This is a genomic window from Geothrix sp. (assembly GCF_030219325.1).
Lineage (GTDB): Bacteria > Acidobacteriota > Holophagae > Holophagales > Holophagaceae > Geothrix.
Genome location: NZ_CP126625.1, coordinates 2379302 through 2394482 on the forward strand (window position 1 = coordinate 2379302; position 15181 = coordinate 2394482).

Sequence of the window (15181 nt, forward strand, 5' to 3'; positions counted from 1 at the left end):
ATAATCACCCCACTCCATGAGCATCCTCGCCTCCTGCCCCAGCTGTGGTGCCGCCCTGAGCTTCCGGCCCGGGACCATGGTGGCGGTCTGCACCTACTGCAAGGCCCTCGCCGCCCGGAAGGACCGCGACCCCGAGCTGATCGGCAAGGTGGCCGACCTGGTGGACACCGGCTCCCCGCTGGGGCTGGGCGCCTCTGGAACCTACACGGGGCGGTCCTTCACCCTCGCCGGGCGCGTCCAGCTGAAGCATCCCCTGGGCGGCGTGTGGGACGAGTGGTACCTGGCCCTGGATGACGGCCGCTGGGGCTGGCTCGCCGAGGCGCAGGGCCGCTTCTACCTCACCTTCACCCAGGACCCGCACGGCACCCTGCCGGCGGTCGGCAGCCTGCAGGCCGGGGGCCTCGCCGACCTGGGCCCGGCCGGTCTCTGGACCGTGGGCGAGATCAGCGAAGCCACCTTCCACAGCGCCGAGGGCGAGATCCCCTGGGCCGTGGAGCCCGGCGCCACCTACCGGTTCGCGGACCTCTCCGGCCGCAACGGCGCCTTCGCCACCCTGGACTACAGCGAGGATCCGCCGCTCTTCTTCCTGGGCCGCGAGATCCCCCTGGCCGACCTGCGAATTCAGGGCGGCGTACGGAAGCCGGTCAAGGTCGGCGCCCAGAACCTCAACTGCCCCAAGTGCGGCGGGGCCCTGGCCCTGCATGCGCCGGACCAGACCCAGCGCGTGGGCTGCCCCAGCTGCGGCAGCCTGCTCTCAGCGGAAAACGGGAAGCTGGCCTTCCTGAAGAGCCTCAAGCAGCCCCACCAGGATGTGGCCATCCCCCTGGGCACTGAGGGGGTGCTGGGCGGCGAGAAGGTCACCTGCATCGGCCAGCTGCGCCGCAGCTGCACCGTGGATGGCCTCGCCTACCCCTGGACGGAGTACCTGCTCCTCGATGCCCAGCGCGGCTTCAAGTGGCTGGTGGAGAGCGACGGCCACTGGAGCCTGGCCGTGGCCATGCCCCCAGGCGAGGTGCCCCAGGCGCGTGATGGGCAGAAGAACCTCCACGCGCTCGGTGTCAACTGGCGGCGGTTCCAGGATGTCGAGGCCGTGGTCGAAGGCGTCTGGGGCGAGTTCTACTGGACCGTGGAGCAGGGCGAGCGGGTGCAGGTGGCCGAGTTCATCGCCCCGCCGCGCAGCCTCACCCGCGAGCGCCAGGGGCACAAGGGCGGTGGTGAGGAGGTGAACTGGAACCTCTCCACCTACCTGGATCCGGAAGCGGTCTGGACCGCCTTCAAGCTCAAGGACGCGCCCCCGACGCCCCGCGGCATTTCATCCTTCCAGCCCAATCCCCACAAGGTGACGCTCTCCAAATCCACCCTCTGGATCGTGGGCGCTCTTGGCCTGCTGCTGGCCCTCGTCATGGTGGAGTCCGCCACCCACCGCAACGAAGAGCTGTTCAAGAAGCGGCTGGACCTCTTCGAGCTGGCGCCCGGTCTCCGCAAGGAGGCGGCGGAGACCGTACGCAAGGGCATTCCCCTTCGCCGGCCCGCCATGCCCAGCCCGCCGGACGCACCGGCGGCCGAGGCCCAGGAACCGGTCTACTTCTCCGGTCCCATCGAGATCAAGGACGGCCGCCGCAACCTGGCCGTCACCCTCAGCGCCCCGGTCAACAACAGCTGGATCAGCCTGGAGGGCGCCCTGGTGAGCGAGACCACGGGCGTGGCCGAGCTCTTCCTCCTGGAGAGCAGCTTCTACCACGGTGTGGACGGCGGCGAGTCCTGGGCCGAGGGCGAGCAGACCAGCACGGTCTTTCTCAGCGCCGTGCCGCCCGGAACCTACGTGCTGCGCCTGGCCCCCCAGTGGGACGGGAAGTTCCCTCCCGTCGGCGCCATCGACGTGCAGCTGCGCCAGGGCGTCATGCGCTGGCTCTACCCCGGGCTCGCCCTGCTGGCCATCCTCGTGGTGCCCCTGCTCCTGGTGTTCCAGATGGCCGCCTTCGAAGGCCGCCGCTGGCAGGAGAGCATGTACGGCACGGCGGCATCTTCCAGCGGAGGTGACGATTGATGCGGATCCTCTACATCCTCTTCCTCGGCGGTGGCTTCAGCCTCATGGTCGCCAACGGCTTCTTCGGCCGCGAATTCTTCGGCCAGCGGCGCCGGGCCGATCTTCCGCCCAGCGTGCGCCAGACGCCCGGCGCCTACCGCACCTTCCTGCACAACAACGGCTTCCACGGAGGTAAGTGATGATCACGAACCAGATGCTGCACCAGCTCCTCGTTGCCGCCGTCTTCTCCGCCCTGGGTCTGGTCATCCTGGGCCTGGTCTGGCTCTTCCTGGTGAAGGTCCTCCCCTTCTCCCTGCGGAAGGAGATGGAGGACGACCAGAACATCGCCCTCGGCATCGTCCTGGGCTGCCTCATCCTGGGCATCAGCATCATCATCGCCGCGGCGATCCATGGGTGATTTGCCGCAACCGGATGCGGGAGCTTCTGCTGACCAGCCCACCCTGAAGGCCCCTCTTCTCTTCATCAGCGTGCTGCTGATCGCGAGCTGCGGGCTGATCTATGAGCTGGTCGCCGGGACGCTGTCGAGCTACCTGCTGGGGGATTCAGTCACGCAGTTCTCCACGGTCATCGGGGTGTATCTCAGCGCCATGGGGCTGGGCTCCTGGCTGTCGAAGTTCCTTCACCGCGGGCTGGCCCGGCGCTTCGTGGATCTGGAGCTGGCGGTGGCCCTGGTGGGCGGCTTCTCGGCCCCCATTCTTTTCCAGGCCTTCGCCCACACCCATGCCTTCCGCGTGGTGCTCTACGGCACGGTGGTGGCAGTGGGCACCCTGGTGGGGCTCGAGATCCCCATCCTCATGCGCATCCTCAAGGACCAGGTGCGCTTCAAGGACCTGGTGGCCGGCGTGCTCACCCTCGACTACATCGGGGCCCTCTTCGCCTCCCTGCTCTTCCCCCTGCTGCTCATGCCCAAGCTGGGCCTGGTCCGCACCAGCCTGCTCTTCGGCCTGCTGAACGCCGGGGTGGGCCTCTGGTCCACGCACCTGCTGCAGTCGCAGCTGGGCCCCACCCGGATGATCCGCCTGCGCTGCCTGGCCGTCATGGTCCTGCTGGCCGTGGGCCTTGCCTTCGCCGGGAAGTTCACTCTGGCCGTGGAGGAGGAGATCTTCGCGGACGAGATCGTCTACGCCAGGGACAGCGCCTACCAGCGCATCGTGCTCACCCGCGGCCGGGGCAGCTTCCAGCTCTTCCTCAATGGCAACCTGCAGTTCTCCAGCGCCGACGAGTACCGCTACCACGAGGCCCTGGTGCACCCCGCCTTCGGCCTGCGGCCCGACGCCAAGCGCGTACTCATCTGCGGCGGCGGCGACGGCCTCGCCGTGCGCGAAGTGCTGAAGCATCCCTCGGTGCAGGAGGTGGTGCTGGTGGATCTGGATCCGGCCATGACCGACATGGCGCGCCGCCAGCCCATGGTGCGCCAGCTCAACGGCGCCGCCCTGGACGATCCCCGCGTGAAGGTGGTCAACGCCGATGCCATGGTGTGGCTGCAGGAGACCACCGGGGCCCCCTTCGACCTGGCCTACGTGGACTTCCCCGATCCCAACACCTACGCCCTGGGGAAGCTCTACACGTCGCGCTTCTACCGCCTGCTCCAGCGCCGGCTCACGGACGACGCCATGATCACCGTGCAGAGCACCTCGCCCCTGATGGCGCGGCAGTCCTTCTGGTGCATCGCCGCCACCATGGAGGCCTCGGGCCTCAAGGTGCGCCCCTTCCACCTGGCGGTGCCCTCCTTCGGCGTGTGGGGGTTCGCCCTGGCCTCGAAGCGCGACTTCGAAGTGCCCGCCCGCGTGCTGCCGGGCCTGCGCCACCTGTCCGATGAGGCGACCAGCGCCATGTTCGCCTTCCCCAAGGACATGGACCGCGTCCCCGTGGAGGTGAACCGCCTGGACAACCAGGTGCTCGTCCACCTCTACACCCGGGAGTGGCGGCGATGGTCGTAAAGGAAAACCGCGAATGACGCGAATGGGCGCGAATGGAAATGCCATCGACGGTCATCTGCCCACAGCAGATCTACACAATCATTTTTCGCGCGCCCGAAGGGCGATTCGCGCCATTCGCGGTTCCATGCCCTTTCCTTTATTCTCTCGCCCATGAGGCGCCGCGACTTTCTCGCCACAGGCGCCCTGTTGGCGGTTCCCATCGCCTGTCGCCGCAAGCCCGAGTTCCCCTTCCCGGGCGAGCTGGTGGGGCCGGACCTCGCGCTGGGACACCGTTTCCGGGGCCGTGACCTTCCGGAACCCGAGCGCTTCGAGCCGATCTCCGTCCTCGTCGTGGGAGGTGGGGTCGCCGGTCTCAGCGCCGCCTGGCGACTGGCGGGCGGCGGCCTGGACGACTTTCGCGTGCTGGAACTGGAACCCGAGCCTGGCGGCACCTCGCGCTCCGGCCGCAACCACGTCAGCGCCTTCCCTTGGGCCGCCCACTACCTGCCCGTGCCCGACCGGGGCAACCGCGCGGTGCTCCGCCTGCTGAAGGAGTGCGGGGTGCTGGAGGGCTTCGACCCCAAGGGCGATCCGGTCTTCGCGGAGGAGGCCACCGTCCGCGCGCCGGAGGAACGCCTCTTCGCCTACGGCCAGTGGTGGGAGGGGCTCTACCTGCGGGCCGGGGCCAGCGCCGAGGACGAGCGCCAGTACCACGCCTTCTTCCAGGAGGTGGACCGCTGGGCCGCCTTCAGGGATGCGAAGGGGCGCCCCGCCTTCAGCATTCCCCGCTCGCGGTGCTCCGACGCGCCGGAGGCACGCGCCCTGGATGGCCTCTCCTTGGCCGCCTGGCTGGACGGCCGCGGCCTCACCTCGCCGCGCCTGCGCTGGCTGCTGGACTACGCTTGCCGGGATGACTACGGCTCCCGCCTGGATACCACCAGCGCCTGGGCCGGCCTCTTCTACTTCGCCGCCCGCAAGCAGGGCCCCGGCGAGGACTCCCGCCCCCTGCTCACCTGGCCCGAAGGCAACGGGTTCCTCGTCAACCACCTGCGGAAGGCCTGCGGGGACCGGCTCCGCTGCGGCGTGATGGCCACCGCGATCCGCCCGGAGCGGAAGGGCCTCCGCGTCACGGCCTGGGATGCCGCAGCCCAGCGTCCCGTGGGCTGGCTGGCGAAGCGCGTCATCTTCTCGGGTCCCCAGCATGTCGCGCGGCACGCCATCGAGGGCCTCGGAGCCGCGCGCCCGGCCCTGGCCCGCATCCACAACGCGCCCTGGCTGGTGGCGAACCTCACGCTGCGGGCCCGGCCCCAGGAACCGACCTTCCCCCTGGCCTGGGACAACGTGCTGCGCGACAGCGAGGCCCTGGGCTACGTGGTGGCCACGCACCAGAGTCTGCGGGACCACGGCCCCACGGTGTGGACCTGGTACCGGCCGTTCTCCGGAGCCGACTGCGAGGCCGAGCGGGCACGGCTGCTGGCCCTGGACTGGCCTGCCTGCGCGCGCATGGTGATGGCCGACCTCCGGCCGGCCCACCCCGATCTCGAGGGGCTGGTGGCGCGCCTCGACGTCATGCGCTGGGGCCACGCCATGGTGCGCCCCGCGCCGGGCCTGCTCTGGGACTCCGAGTTCCTGGCCCTCGCCCGCCCCTTCGGCGCCATCCACTTCGCCCACACCGAGCTCAGCGGCTTCTCCCTCTTCGAGGAGGCCCAGGACCATGGGCTCCGGGCGGCGGAGGAAGTGCTCGCGGCCCTGGGTCGATCCGGGACCACCTGGCGGTAGCTGTCACCGGGCTGTGATGTCCGGCACATGCCATGCGCGGCCTCTGAACCCGCCTGGCATGAGCCTCCGCCGGTTTTCTCATAGAATCTCCAGCGCAGCTCTAGGATGCCGAAGTCATTTATGTCCTAACAGTTTTCATTGTTTTTGTTATGAGTCATTTGGAATGCCCATATTTCGCTTGACGCCCCCCTTGCCGGGGCGTGGCATGAGGACAACACATTCCTAAATCCAAGCTTCCCCACCTCACCCAGAGGTTCCCTCCATGTCCACGGCCGAGGTCTTCCCTCCCGAGCGCCACGCGGCCGATAGCCCGTCCGGCGCCCTGGAGTCCCGCCTGGCCGGCCTGGCTGAGACCATCAGCCGCCTGGAGGCCAGGGTGGCCGCCCTGGAGGGCCGGACGCCGGAGCGGGCCGTTTCCGTGGTGGTGGCCACGGATGGCAGCCCCAGGACCGCCGCCCCGGCGCCCGCCACCGCGGACCTTCCCAATCCCATCCGGCTCATGGGTCTCATCGGCAGGACCTGTCTCATCCTGGGTGGGGCCACCTTCATCCGGGCCCTGGTGGATGCGGGCACCATCCACCGCGGCTGGGGCGTGGCGCTGGGCCTCGCCTTCGCCATCACCTGGGCCATCCTGGCGGACCGCGCAAAGCATCCGCTCGATTCCGCCTTCCATGCCCTGGCCTCCATCCTCATCGCCTACCCGCTGCTCGTGGAGTCCACGGCCCGCTTCGGCATCCTCGAGCCGGGCCTGGCGGCCTTCCTGCTCCTCGTCGTGACCGGCCTGCACAGCGCCGTGGCCTGGCGGCGGGACCTGCAGCCCATCATCTGGCTGGCCATCCTCACTTCCCTGGGCTCCGGCTTCGCGGTGATGACGAGCCGCCGTGCCATCGAACCCTTCCTGATGGTGTTCCTCGTCCTCGGCCTCGGCTCCCTCTGGGCCACCTACGGCCGCCGCTGGCACGGCCTGCGCTGGCCCACGGCCCTGGCCGCCAACCTCGGCGTGCTGATCCTCACCTCGCTGGCCGCCTGGCCCGGGGGCGCGCCGGAGATCTACCGGGGCCTCTCCCCCGCCCGCGCCATGGTCCTCGCCCTGGCCCTCGTCGTGCTCTACCTCGGCAGCTTCGCCGTACGGATGCTCCAGCAGCGGCGGGTGGTGAATGCCTTCGAGAAGATCCAGACCATCCTGGCCCTGCTCGTGGGCTTCGGCGGCGCCTTCCGCGTCGCCCTCGCCACGGGCTCGGGGACCGGGGTCCTGGGGGCCGGCGCCTCGGTGGCGGGCCTCGGCTGCTACGCGACGGCCCTGCGCTTCGCGGAGGACCACGAGGAGACCCGGGCGAATTTCAATTTCTTCACCTTCCTGGCGCTCATTCTGGTGCTGCTGGGCGGTTCGATCCTGCTCCCGCAGCCCATCTTCGGGCTCCTGGCGGCGGCCCTCGGCCTGGGAGCGATGGTGGCCGGCCTCCACCTGCGGCGGGCCGTGCTGTTCGTCCAGAGCGGCATCTTCCTCCTGGCCGGCGCGGTGGCCTGCGGCCTGCTCGGCTGGTCCTTCCGTGCCTTCCTCGCCCCCGGGGGGGCCGGTGCCCCCATGTCCCTGCCCGGCCTCCTCTGCCTGGGCCTCCTGGCGGGCGCGGTCGCCTGGTTCCTGCTGCACCGCCCCTCGGACGCCATCACCCGGCGCGTGCGCCCCCTGATCCTGGGCCTGGGCGCGGTCGCCGCCATCGGCGCGGGCGCGCTGGCGGTCCGGACCTTCAGCGCCGCACTCTCGTCCGGAGCCCCGCAGGCCGACCTGCTCGCGGCGCTGCGCACCGGGGTCCTGTCGCTGCTCGCCATCGCCATGGCCTGGTTCGGCCGCCGGATGCCCATCCTCGAGCTGCGCTGGCTGGTCTATCCCGTGCTCATCGTCACGGCCCTGAAATTCCTGTTCGAAGACCTGGCCGTGGGCCGGCCCCTGACCCTGTTCCTCGGGTTCATGTGCTTCGGCGCCACCCTCATGCTCGCGCCCCGACTGCTGAAGGCCCCCGCCCCCAAGGGCGGAGGCGATGATCCGAACACGTCGATCCCGGAGGTGGATTCATGACGACATGCCTGACCCGATCCGCAGGCCTGGCCCTGCTCCTGCTGGCCCTCCCCGCCAGCGCCAAAGAGCCGCCCAAGAAGGCGGAACCCGCCACCCAGGAGGGCATCGAGGTGCCGAAGCCGCCCTTCACCGACGGCATCTTCCCCTGCACGGGATGCCACGACGGCAAGCAGCTGAAGGTGGACACCAAGCGCCGCGAGCTGGCCATGCACAGCGAGATCGAGCTCAAGCATGGCACCGAGTCCCGCTGGTGCCTGGACTGCCACGATGCCAACAGCCGCGACAACCTGCACCTGGCCAGCGGCGAGAAGGTGGAGTTCACGGCCTCCTACAAGCTCTGCGGCCAGTGCCACGGCGACAAGTTCCGGGACTGGCGCGTGGGCATCCACGGCAAGCGCACCGGCAGCTGGAACGGCCAGAAGCAGTACCTGCTCTGCGTCAACTGCCACAATCCCCACTCCCCCCGCTTCGCGGCCTTGAAACCCATGCCGCCGCCCACGCGGCCTGAAGACATCAAGCTGACGAAAGGGGGTGCCAAATGACGGACCAACTGCCCATGCAGACTCCAGCGGCGTGTGACGAGTCCAGCAGCTGCGGCAGCCGCCGGGAATTCCTCGGCACTGCGGTGGCCACGGTGGCCCTGGCCCTCACCGGCTGCGGCAAGCTCAGCAAGGAGGAGTTCCTCCAGCACCACTTCAAGGAGCTTTCCAAGGATGAGGTCCAGACCATCATCGCCCGCCTCGAGGCCGAGTACAAGGAGAAGTACCACAAGACCGTGAAGGTGGGGACGGAAGCGGCCATGCCCGGCGTGATCTTCGGCTACGCGCTCGATCTCAGCCGCTGCATCGGCTGCCGGCGCTGCGTCCATGCCTGCGTGAAGGAGAACAACCAGTCGCGGGAGCCTGAGATCCAGTGGATCCGGGTCCTGCAGATGGACAAGGAGGAGGGCGTCAACCTCCAGCACGCCGAGCAGTACTACAATCCGAATGAAGTGCCCCAGGAAGGGCACTTCTACATGCCGGTCCAGTGCCAGCAGTGCAAGAAGCCGCCCTGCGTGAAGGTCTGCCCCGTGGGCGCCACCTGGAAGGAGAAGGACGGCATCGTGGTGGTGGACTACAACTGGTGCATCGGCTGTCGCTACTGCATGGCCGCCTGCCCCTACGGCGCCCGCCACTTCAACTGGGGTGAGCCGCACCTCAAGGATGCGGACGTGAACCCCGACACCCACTACCTGGGCAACCGCCCCCGGCCCAAGGGCGTGGTGGAGAAGTGCACCTTCTGCATCCAGCGCACCCGCAAGGGTCTGTACCCCGCCTGCGTGGAGATCTGCCCCACCGGCTCCCGCAAGTTCGGCAACCTCCTGGATGCCAAGAGCGAGATCCGCCAGGTGCTGGAAACCAAGCGCGTCTTCAAGTTCAAGGAAGACCTGAACACCCAACCCACCTTCTTCTACTTCTACGGGGTGTGAGGCCATGGTCAATCTGCGGAATTTCAAGCAATTCATCGTCGATACCGTGGGCCTGATGGCCACGGGGAGCCGCTACTACTACTACTGGGTGGGATTCCTGCTCGTGCTGATCGCCATGGGCGGCATCGCCTACGCAAACCAGCTACACCACGGCCTGATCGTGACGAACATGCGGGACCAGGTCTCGTGGGGCTTCTACATCGGCAACTTCACCTTCCTGGTGGGCGTGGCCGCGGCCTCGATCATGCTCGTGATCCCGGCCTACATCTACGACTGGGGCCCGATCAAGGAGATCACCATCCTGGGCGAGATGCTCGCGGTCACGGCGCTCATCATGTGCCTCGGCTTCGTCATGGTGGACATCGGCCGCCCCGACCGGTTCTGGCACATCATGCCCCTGGTGGGTCACCTCAACTGGCCCCACTCCATGCTGGCCTGGGACGTCATCGTCCTGAACCTCTACCTGCTCCTGAACTGGTTCGTGGTGACCTACCTGCTCTTCAGCTCCTACCTGGAGAAGCACTACAACAAGAAGATCGTGCTGCCGCTGGTGCTCCTCTCCATCCCCATGGCCGTCAGCATCCACACCGTCACCGCCTACCTCTACAACGGCCTGGCCTCGCGGCCCTACTGGAACTCCGCCATCCTGGCCCCGCGCTTCCTGGCCTCGGCCTTCTGCTCGGGCCCCGCGGTGCTGCTCATCCTCCTGCAGGTGCTGCGCCGGACCACCCGACTGAAGATCACCGACGAGGCCATCTTCAAGATCGCCGAGCTGATGGCCTACACCATGGGCTTCAACCTCTTCCTCACGGCGGCGGAGTCCTTCAAGGAGATCTACTCCGGCACCGAGCACATGGTCTATTTCCAGTATCTGCTCTTCGGCATCGAGAAGAACGGCGTCCACTACAACACCCTGGTGCCCTTCGCCTGGGCCTCCATCATCACGGGGTTCATCGCCTTCCTGCTCTTCCTCATCCCGAGGACGCGAACCAACTGGATCACGCTGAACGTCGGCTGCGTCCTCATCTACGCCAGCGTCTACATCGAGAAGGGCATGGGCCTCATCATCCCCGGCCTCACACCGGACGCCCTGGGTGAGATCTTCGTCTACCGGCCCTCCTTCACGGAGATCGCGGTCGCCGCCGGCATCTTCTCCCTGGGCGCCCTGGTGTTCACCATCATGCTCAAGGCCGCCGTGCCCATGATGCTCGGCGAATTCACCATCACCAAAGGCCGCAAGCCCGCCGATGCGCCACCCCAGGCCGATCCCATCGAGGCGTAGCAGCTCAAGAAAACTTCTCACCGCCTAGACGTCAAGAAAAGCAAGCAAGGGGCTTTTTCAGCTCTTGGCGTCTAGGCGGTGATCCTTTTTCTACGACGCCCTCACCACCGTTCCTGATCGGTCGTCGGAGCCAGGGACCAGGGATCGGAGGCCACGCCGTTGATGGTCGCGCCGCTCTGCATCACATGCTTCGTATTGGCCAGGAAGCCATGGGGGAAGATGGGCGTCGGCGCGCTGGCCGCGTCCAGGCGGGCGATCATCGCCTCCGGCAGCGTCAGGTCCAGAGAGGCCAGGTTGCCGTCCAGCTGTGCCAGGGTGCGGGCGCCCAGGATGGGACTGGCCACGCCGGGCCGCGCCAGCACCCAGGCCAAGGCCACCTGGGCCACGCCGGTGCCCAGCTCCGTGGCCACGGCCTCGGCGGCCTCGATGATGGCGTAGTTGCGGTCGGTGAGGCTCTTAGAGACGCCGGGCACGTGGCGGCCCTCGCCCTGGGGCTGTTTGTTCCGCCCGTACTTGCCCGTCAGCAGACCCCCCTTCAGGGGCGACCAGGGCGTGACCCCCAGGCCGTGGGACCGGGCCATGGGCATGAGGTCGTGTTCCACCGTGCGCTCGATGAGGGAGTACTCGATCTGCAGGGCCACGAAGGGTGACCAGCCGCGGAACTGGGCCTCCAGCTGGCCCTGGACCACCCTCCAGGCGGGCGTGTCCGACACGCCCAGGTGGCGCACCTTCCCCGCCCGCACCAGGTCGTCCAGGGCGCGCATGGTCTCCTCGATGGGCGTGTGGGGATCGTCGAAGTGCAGCCAGTAGAGGTCCACGCAGTCGGTGCGGAGGCGCCGCAGGCTCTGCTCCAGCTGCTGCTGGATGGCCTTGCGGCCGGCCCCGCCGGCATTGGGATCGCCCCGGTGCAGGCTGCCGCAGAACTTGGTGGCCAGCACCGCCCGGTCGCGCCCCCCGCGCTCGGCGAAGTAGTCGCCCAGGATGGCCTCGCTGTGGCCCTTGGTGTAGATGTTGGCCGTGTCGAGGAAGTTGCCCCCGGCGCCCAGGTAGGCATCCAGCATGGCGCGGCTCTCGGCCACGTCGGCACCCCAGCCCCAGTCGCTGCCGAAGGTCATGGTGCCCAGGCAGAGGGGGCTGACGCGCAGTCCCGAGCGGCCCAGGGTGCGGTAGTCGGTGAGCTTCATGGCGGCCTCCAGGGAGTGGGCGGGCCACCAGCCTACAACAACATCAGATTCCGGGATCCTCGTCGTGGGCCTCGTCCGGATTCGCGTTCAGAATGGCCCGGAAGCGCTCCAGGTTCGCCAGGAACAGCTCCACCAGGCGCGGGTCGAAGTGGACGCCGCTGCCTTTGAGGATCAGTTCCACCACCTGCTCCTCGGGCCAGGGCTCCTTGTAGTGGCGGCGGTTGCTCACGGCGTCGTAGACATCCACCAGGGCGGTGATGCGGGCCTCCAGGGTGATGGCCTCGCCGCGCAGTCCCTTCGGATAGCCGGTGCCGTCCCACTTCTCATGGTGGCCGATGGCGATGCGGGCCCCCATCTGGATGAAGGGCACCGCGGACCCCTTGAGGATGGTGGCGCCCATGGTGGTATGCCGCTTCATGGTCACCCACTCCTCTTCCGTGAGCGCGCTGGGCTTCTGCAGGATCGCGTCCGGCACGCCGATCTTGCCGATGTCATGCATGGGGGCGGCCGCCCGGATCGTGTCCACGCCCTGCAGGTCCCAGCCCAGGAGGCGGGCCAGCTCCGCGGCGTAGAGTCCGATCCGCCGCACGTGCATGCCGGTCTCGTTGTCCCGGTGCTCGCTGGCCGCGATGAGCCGGAGGGCGATCTCCTCCCGGGAGTCGCGGATCTCCAGCGTCTGCTCGCGCACCTTCTGGGCCAGTTGCGCCTCCCGGTCCCGGAAGGCGATCTCCAGCATGCGCCGGCGCAGGGCGGAATTGACCTGCACCAGGATCTCCCGGGGCTGATAGGGCTTCAGGACGTAGCCGAAGGCGCCCCGCTGGAGGCACTCGATGGCCGTCTCGGCCTCCTCCAGGGAGCTGACCATGACCACGGAGGTATCGGGGATGCGGTGCTTGATGGCCTTCACCAGGTCCAGTCCCGAGGCTCCGGGCATCTGGATGTCGCAGAGGATCAGGTCGATGGTGTCCTCGTCCAGCACGGCCAGCGCAGCGGCCACGTCCTCCGCCTCGCGGCAGCGGTAGCCCGACTTCGTCAGGATGTGCCGCAGGGAGAGCCGCACGATGGCGAGGTCATCCACGATGAGGACGCTCACCTGCTGCGGAACCACCTGGATGTTGTCGGTCATGGCTTCCCCGTGTGCGTTCTCAACGGTGTCCATGGAGGCTGGCTGTACTTCGAAATCATCGCACAGGCAGAAAAAACCTGGATGGCCGAGTTGCGGGGAGTCTTTGCCGGTTCTGCTTTTCCAAGGATCACCGGGCCCATTCGAGTGAGTCGCGCTTGGCCGAATAGTGCGCGCCCAGCCCCAGGGCGATGGCCCGCTCGCAAAGCTCCAGGGCCGCGTGGAAGTCGCCCAGCTCACTGTGGGCCTGGATGCCCCGTTCGAAACAGGCCAGTCCTTCCAGCATGCGCCGGTACTCGTGCGGAAAGGCCGCCTCCAGGTCCGGAAGGTAGGAGAGCACCTGCGCCACCAATTCCGCGCAGGCTTCCCACTGGCCGCACTGTCCCTGGGCGTCGGCACTCAGGTCGTAGGCCACCGCCTTCACGGCATTCGGCAGGCTGGCCTGGCTTTCGAAGGTGCGGCGCAGGTACTTCAGGGCCGACTCGGGACCGCTGAAGGCCGCCTCGCGGTGCCCCGCCAGCAGGTCCTCCAGGACGTCCTTCACCGACTTGCGGACGGGCTCACTGCGCTTTGCCATAGGGCCTCAATTTTTGCCGCGGATTAACACGGATGAACACAGATGGATAAAAACCGGACGCGGAACATCCGTGTTTATCCGTGTTCATCTGTGGCTGACTATTCGTACTCAATGGTCGCGGGCGGCTTGCTGGTGATGTCGAAGACGACGCGGTTGATGCCGCGCACTTCGCGGACGATGCGCTGGGCGATGCGGTCCAGCAGCTCGTGGGGAAGGCGCGCCCAGTCGGCGGTCATGAAGTCCTCGCTGGTCACCGCCCGGAGGGCGCACATCCACTCGAAGGTGCGCTCGTCGCCCATGATGCCCACGGTCTGCACCGGCAGCAGCACGGCGAAGGCCTGGCTGGTCTTGGCGTACCAGCCGCTCTCCCGCAGTTCCTGCAGGAAGATGGCGTCGGCGTTCTGCAGGATGGTGGCCCGCTCGCGGGTGATGGCGCCGGGCAGGCGCACGGCGAGGCCCGGGCCGGGGAAGGGGTGCCGCTGGTTCATCTCCTCGGGCAGGCCCAGGGCCAGGCCCGTGGCCCGCACCTCGTCCTTGAAGAGCTCGCGCAGGGGCTCCACTAGCTGCATCCTCATGCGCTCCGGCAGCCCGCCCACGTTGTGGTGGGACTTCACCAGGATGGCGCCGCCGATGCCGCTGGATTCGATCACGTCGGGATAGGTGGTGCCCTGGCCCAGGAAGTCGGCCTTGACCTTGCCGGCTTCGCGCTCGAAGACCTCGATGAACTTGCCGCCGATGATCTTCCGCTTCTGCTCGGGATCGGTCACGCCCGCCAGCGCGCCCAGGAACTCGTCCGAGGCGTCCACCCAGATGACGTTCAGCTCAAAGGGCGCGAAGTAGGCCTGCACCTGCTTCATCTCGTCCTTGCGCATGAGGCCGTGGTCCACGAACACGCAGGTCAGCTGCTTGCCGATGGCCTTGTGCAGCAGCAGGGCCGCCACGCTGGAGTCTACGCCGCCGCTGAGGCCCAGCACCACCGTGCCCGAACCCACCTGGGCGCGGATGGCCCTGATCTTTTCGTCGATGAAGTTGCCCGCGTTCCAGTCCAGCGCCATGCCGCAGCACTTGAGGAAGTTCAGCAGCAGGGGGGTGCCCTGGGCGCTGTGGGTGACCTCGGGATGGAACTGGAGGCAGTAGATCCCCCGCTTGGGATCCTCCATGGCCGCCACGGGCACGCTGGGGGTCTTGGCGGTGACGGTGAAGCCCGCGGGGGCCACCTCCACGTGGTCGCCGTGGCTCATCCACACCTGCTGGGCGTGGGGCAGGCCTTCGAACAGCATGGAGTGCTCCGGCATGGCCTGGATGTCCGCCTTGCCGTACTCCCGGCTGGCGGAGCGGTGCAGCTGGCCGCCCAGGTTGCGGGCCAGGAGCTGCTGGCCGTAGCAGATGCCGAGGATGGGCACGCCCAGCTCCAGGATGGCCGGATCCAGGTCCGGCGCCCCGGACTCGAGCACCGAGTTCGGCCCACCGGACAGGATCACGCCCTTCAGGTCCGCCCCCGCGATCTCCTGCGCCGTGGTCCCGCTGTTGTAGACCAGGCCGAAGGCGCCGAGCTCCCGCAGCCGCCGGGTGATGAGCCGCGTGTACTGGCTGCCGTAGTCGATGATCGCGATGCGTTCGTGGTGCATGGAGGCCTCTGCAGAATCGTCCAGAACGGCCAGAAGGCGGTCCAGGAGCCACCTCCAGTGTGCCCGATTCGCCGTTTCCCCAGGGTCACGGCCATCC

Annotated in this window: 13 protein-coding genes; 9 read left to right on the plus strand and 4 right to left on the minus strand. The window is 68.1% G+C overall.

Features of this window, described 5'->3' with window-relative positions; all coding sequences use genetic code 11:
- Window positions 1-16: 16 nt before the first annotated feature.
- The 9 genes from QOZ81_RS10690 (at window position 17) to dsrP (ending at window position 10572) form a co-directional block, all read left to right on the plus strand.
- A complete protein-coding gene (locus QOZ81_RS10690; RefSeq protein ID WP_291206923.1) occupies window positions 17-2047 on the plus strand; it encodes a DUF4178 domain-containing protein in 2031 nt (676 codons plus the stop codon).
- Entirely contained in the window at window positions 2047-2226 is a 180-nt protein-coding gene (locus tag QOZ81_RS10695) for a hypothetical protein (RefSeq protein WP_291206920.1), read from the plus strand. The genes QOZ81_RS10690 and QOZ81_RS10695 overlap by 1 nt, the downstream gene beginning before the upstream one ends.
- Window positions 2226-2444, plus strand: coding sequence for a DUF350 domain-containing protein (locus QOZ81_RS10700; RefSeq protein WP_291206917.1), 219 nt, complete (start codon window positions 2226-2228; stop codon window positions 2442-2444). Before QOZ81_RS10695 ends, QOZ81_RS10700 begins: the two co-directional genes overlap by 1 nt.
- Window positions 2437-3987 (plus strand): polyamine aminopropyltransferase, encoded by a 1551-nt coding sequence (locus tag QOZ81_RS10705; protein ID WP_291206914.1) that lies wholly within the window; start codon window positions 2437-2439, stop codon window positions 3985-3987. The genes QOZ81_RS10700 and QOZ81_RS10705 overlap by 8 nt, the downstream gene beginning before the upstream one ends.
- 186 nt (window positions 3988-4173) lie before the next feature.
- A complete protein-coding gene (locus tag QOZ81_RS10710) occupies window positions 4174-5745 on the plus strand; it encodes an FAD-dependent oxidoreductase (protein WP_291206909.1) in 1572 nt (523 codons plus the stop codon).
- A 262-nt stretch (window positions 5746-6007) separates the two neighbouring features.
- Window positions 6008-7822, plus strand: a complete 1815-nt coding sequence (locus QOZ81_RS10715; RefSeq protein WP_291206906.1) for a hypothetical protein — start codon at window positions 6008-6010, stop codon at window positions 7820-7822.
- Entirely contained in the window at window positions 7819-8364 is a 546-nt protein-coding gene (locus QOZ81_RS10720) for a cytochrome c3 family protein (protein WP_291206903.1), read from the plus strand. The genes QOZ81_RS10715 and QOZ81_RS10720 overlap by 4 nt, the downstream gene beginning before the upstream one ends.
- Window positions 8361-9290, plus strand: coding sequence for a 4Fe-4S dicluster domain-containing protein (locus tag QOZ81_RS10725; protein WP_291206900.1), 930 nt, complete (start codon window positions 8361-8363; stop codon window positions 9288-9290). Before QOZ81_RS10720 ends, QOZ81_RS10725 begins: the two co-directional genes overlap by 4 nt.
- A 4-nt stretch (window positions 9291-9294) precedes the next feature.
- Window positions 9295-10572, plus strand: coding sequence for a sulfate reduction electron transfer complex DsrMKJOP subunit DsrP (dsrP, locus tag QOZ81_RS10730; RefSeq protein WP_291206897.1), 1278 nt, complete (start codon window positions 9295-9297; stop codon window positions 10570-10572).
- Between the two features lie 101 nt (window positions 10573-10673).
- Here the strand turns inward: dsrP and QOZ81_RS10735 are convergent, their stop codons facing one another.
- From QOZ81_RS10735 to guaA, 4 genes are all read right to left on the minus strand, one after another.
- On the minus strand, window positions 10674-11756 hold the full coding sequence (locus QOZ81_RS10735; protein WP_291206894.1) for an aldo/keto reductase: 1083 nt from the start codon (window positions 11754-11756) through the stop codon (window positions 10674-10676).
- 43 nt (window positions 11757-11799) lie between these two features.
- Window positions 11800-12882, minus strand: a complete 1083-nt coding sequence (locus tag QOZ81_RS10740) for an HD-GYP domain-containing protein (RefSeq protein ID WP_291206891.1) — start codon at window positions 12880-12882, stop codon at window positions 11800-11802.
- A 127-nt stretch (window positions 12883-13009) separates the two neighbouring features.
- Entirely contained in the window at window positions 13010-13456 is a 447-nt protein-coding gene (locus tag QOZ81_RS10745; RefSeq protein WP_291206888.1) for a hypothetical protein, read from the minus strand.
- A gap of 98 nt (window positions 13457-13554) precedes the next feature.
- Window positions 13555-15084 carry a glutamine-hydrolyzing GMP synthase gene (gene guaA, locus QOZ81_RS10750; RefSeq protein ID WP_291206885.1) on the minus strand — a complete coding sequence of 510 codons (1530 nt, stop codon included), beginning with the start codon at window positions 15082-15084 and terminating at the stop codon, window positions 13555-13557.
- Window positions 15085-15181: the final 97 nt, after the last annotated feature.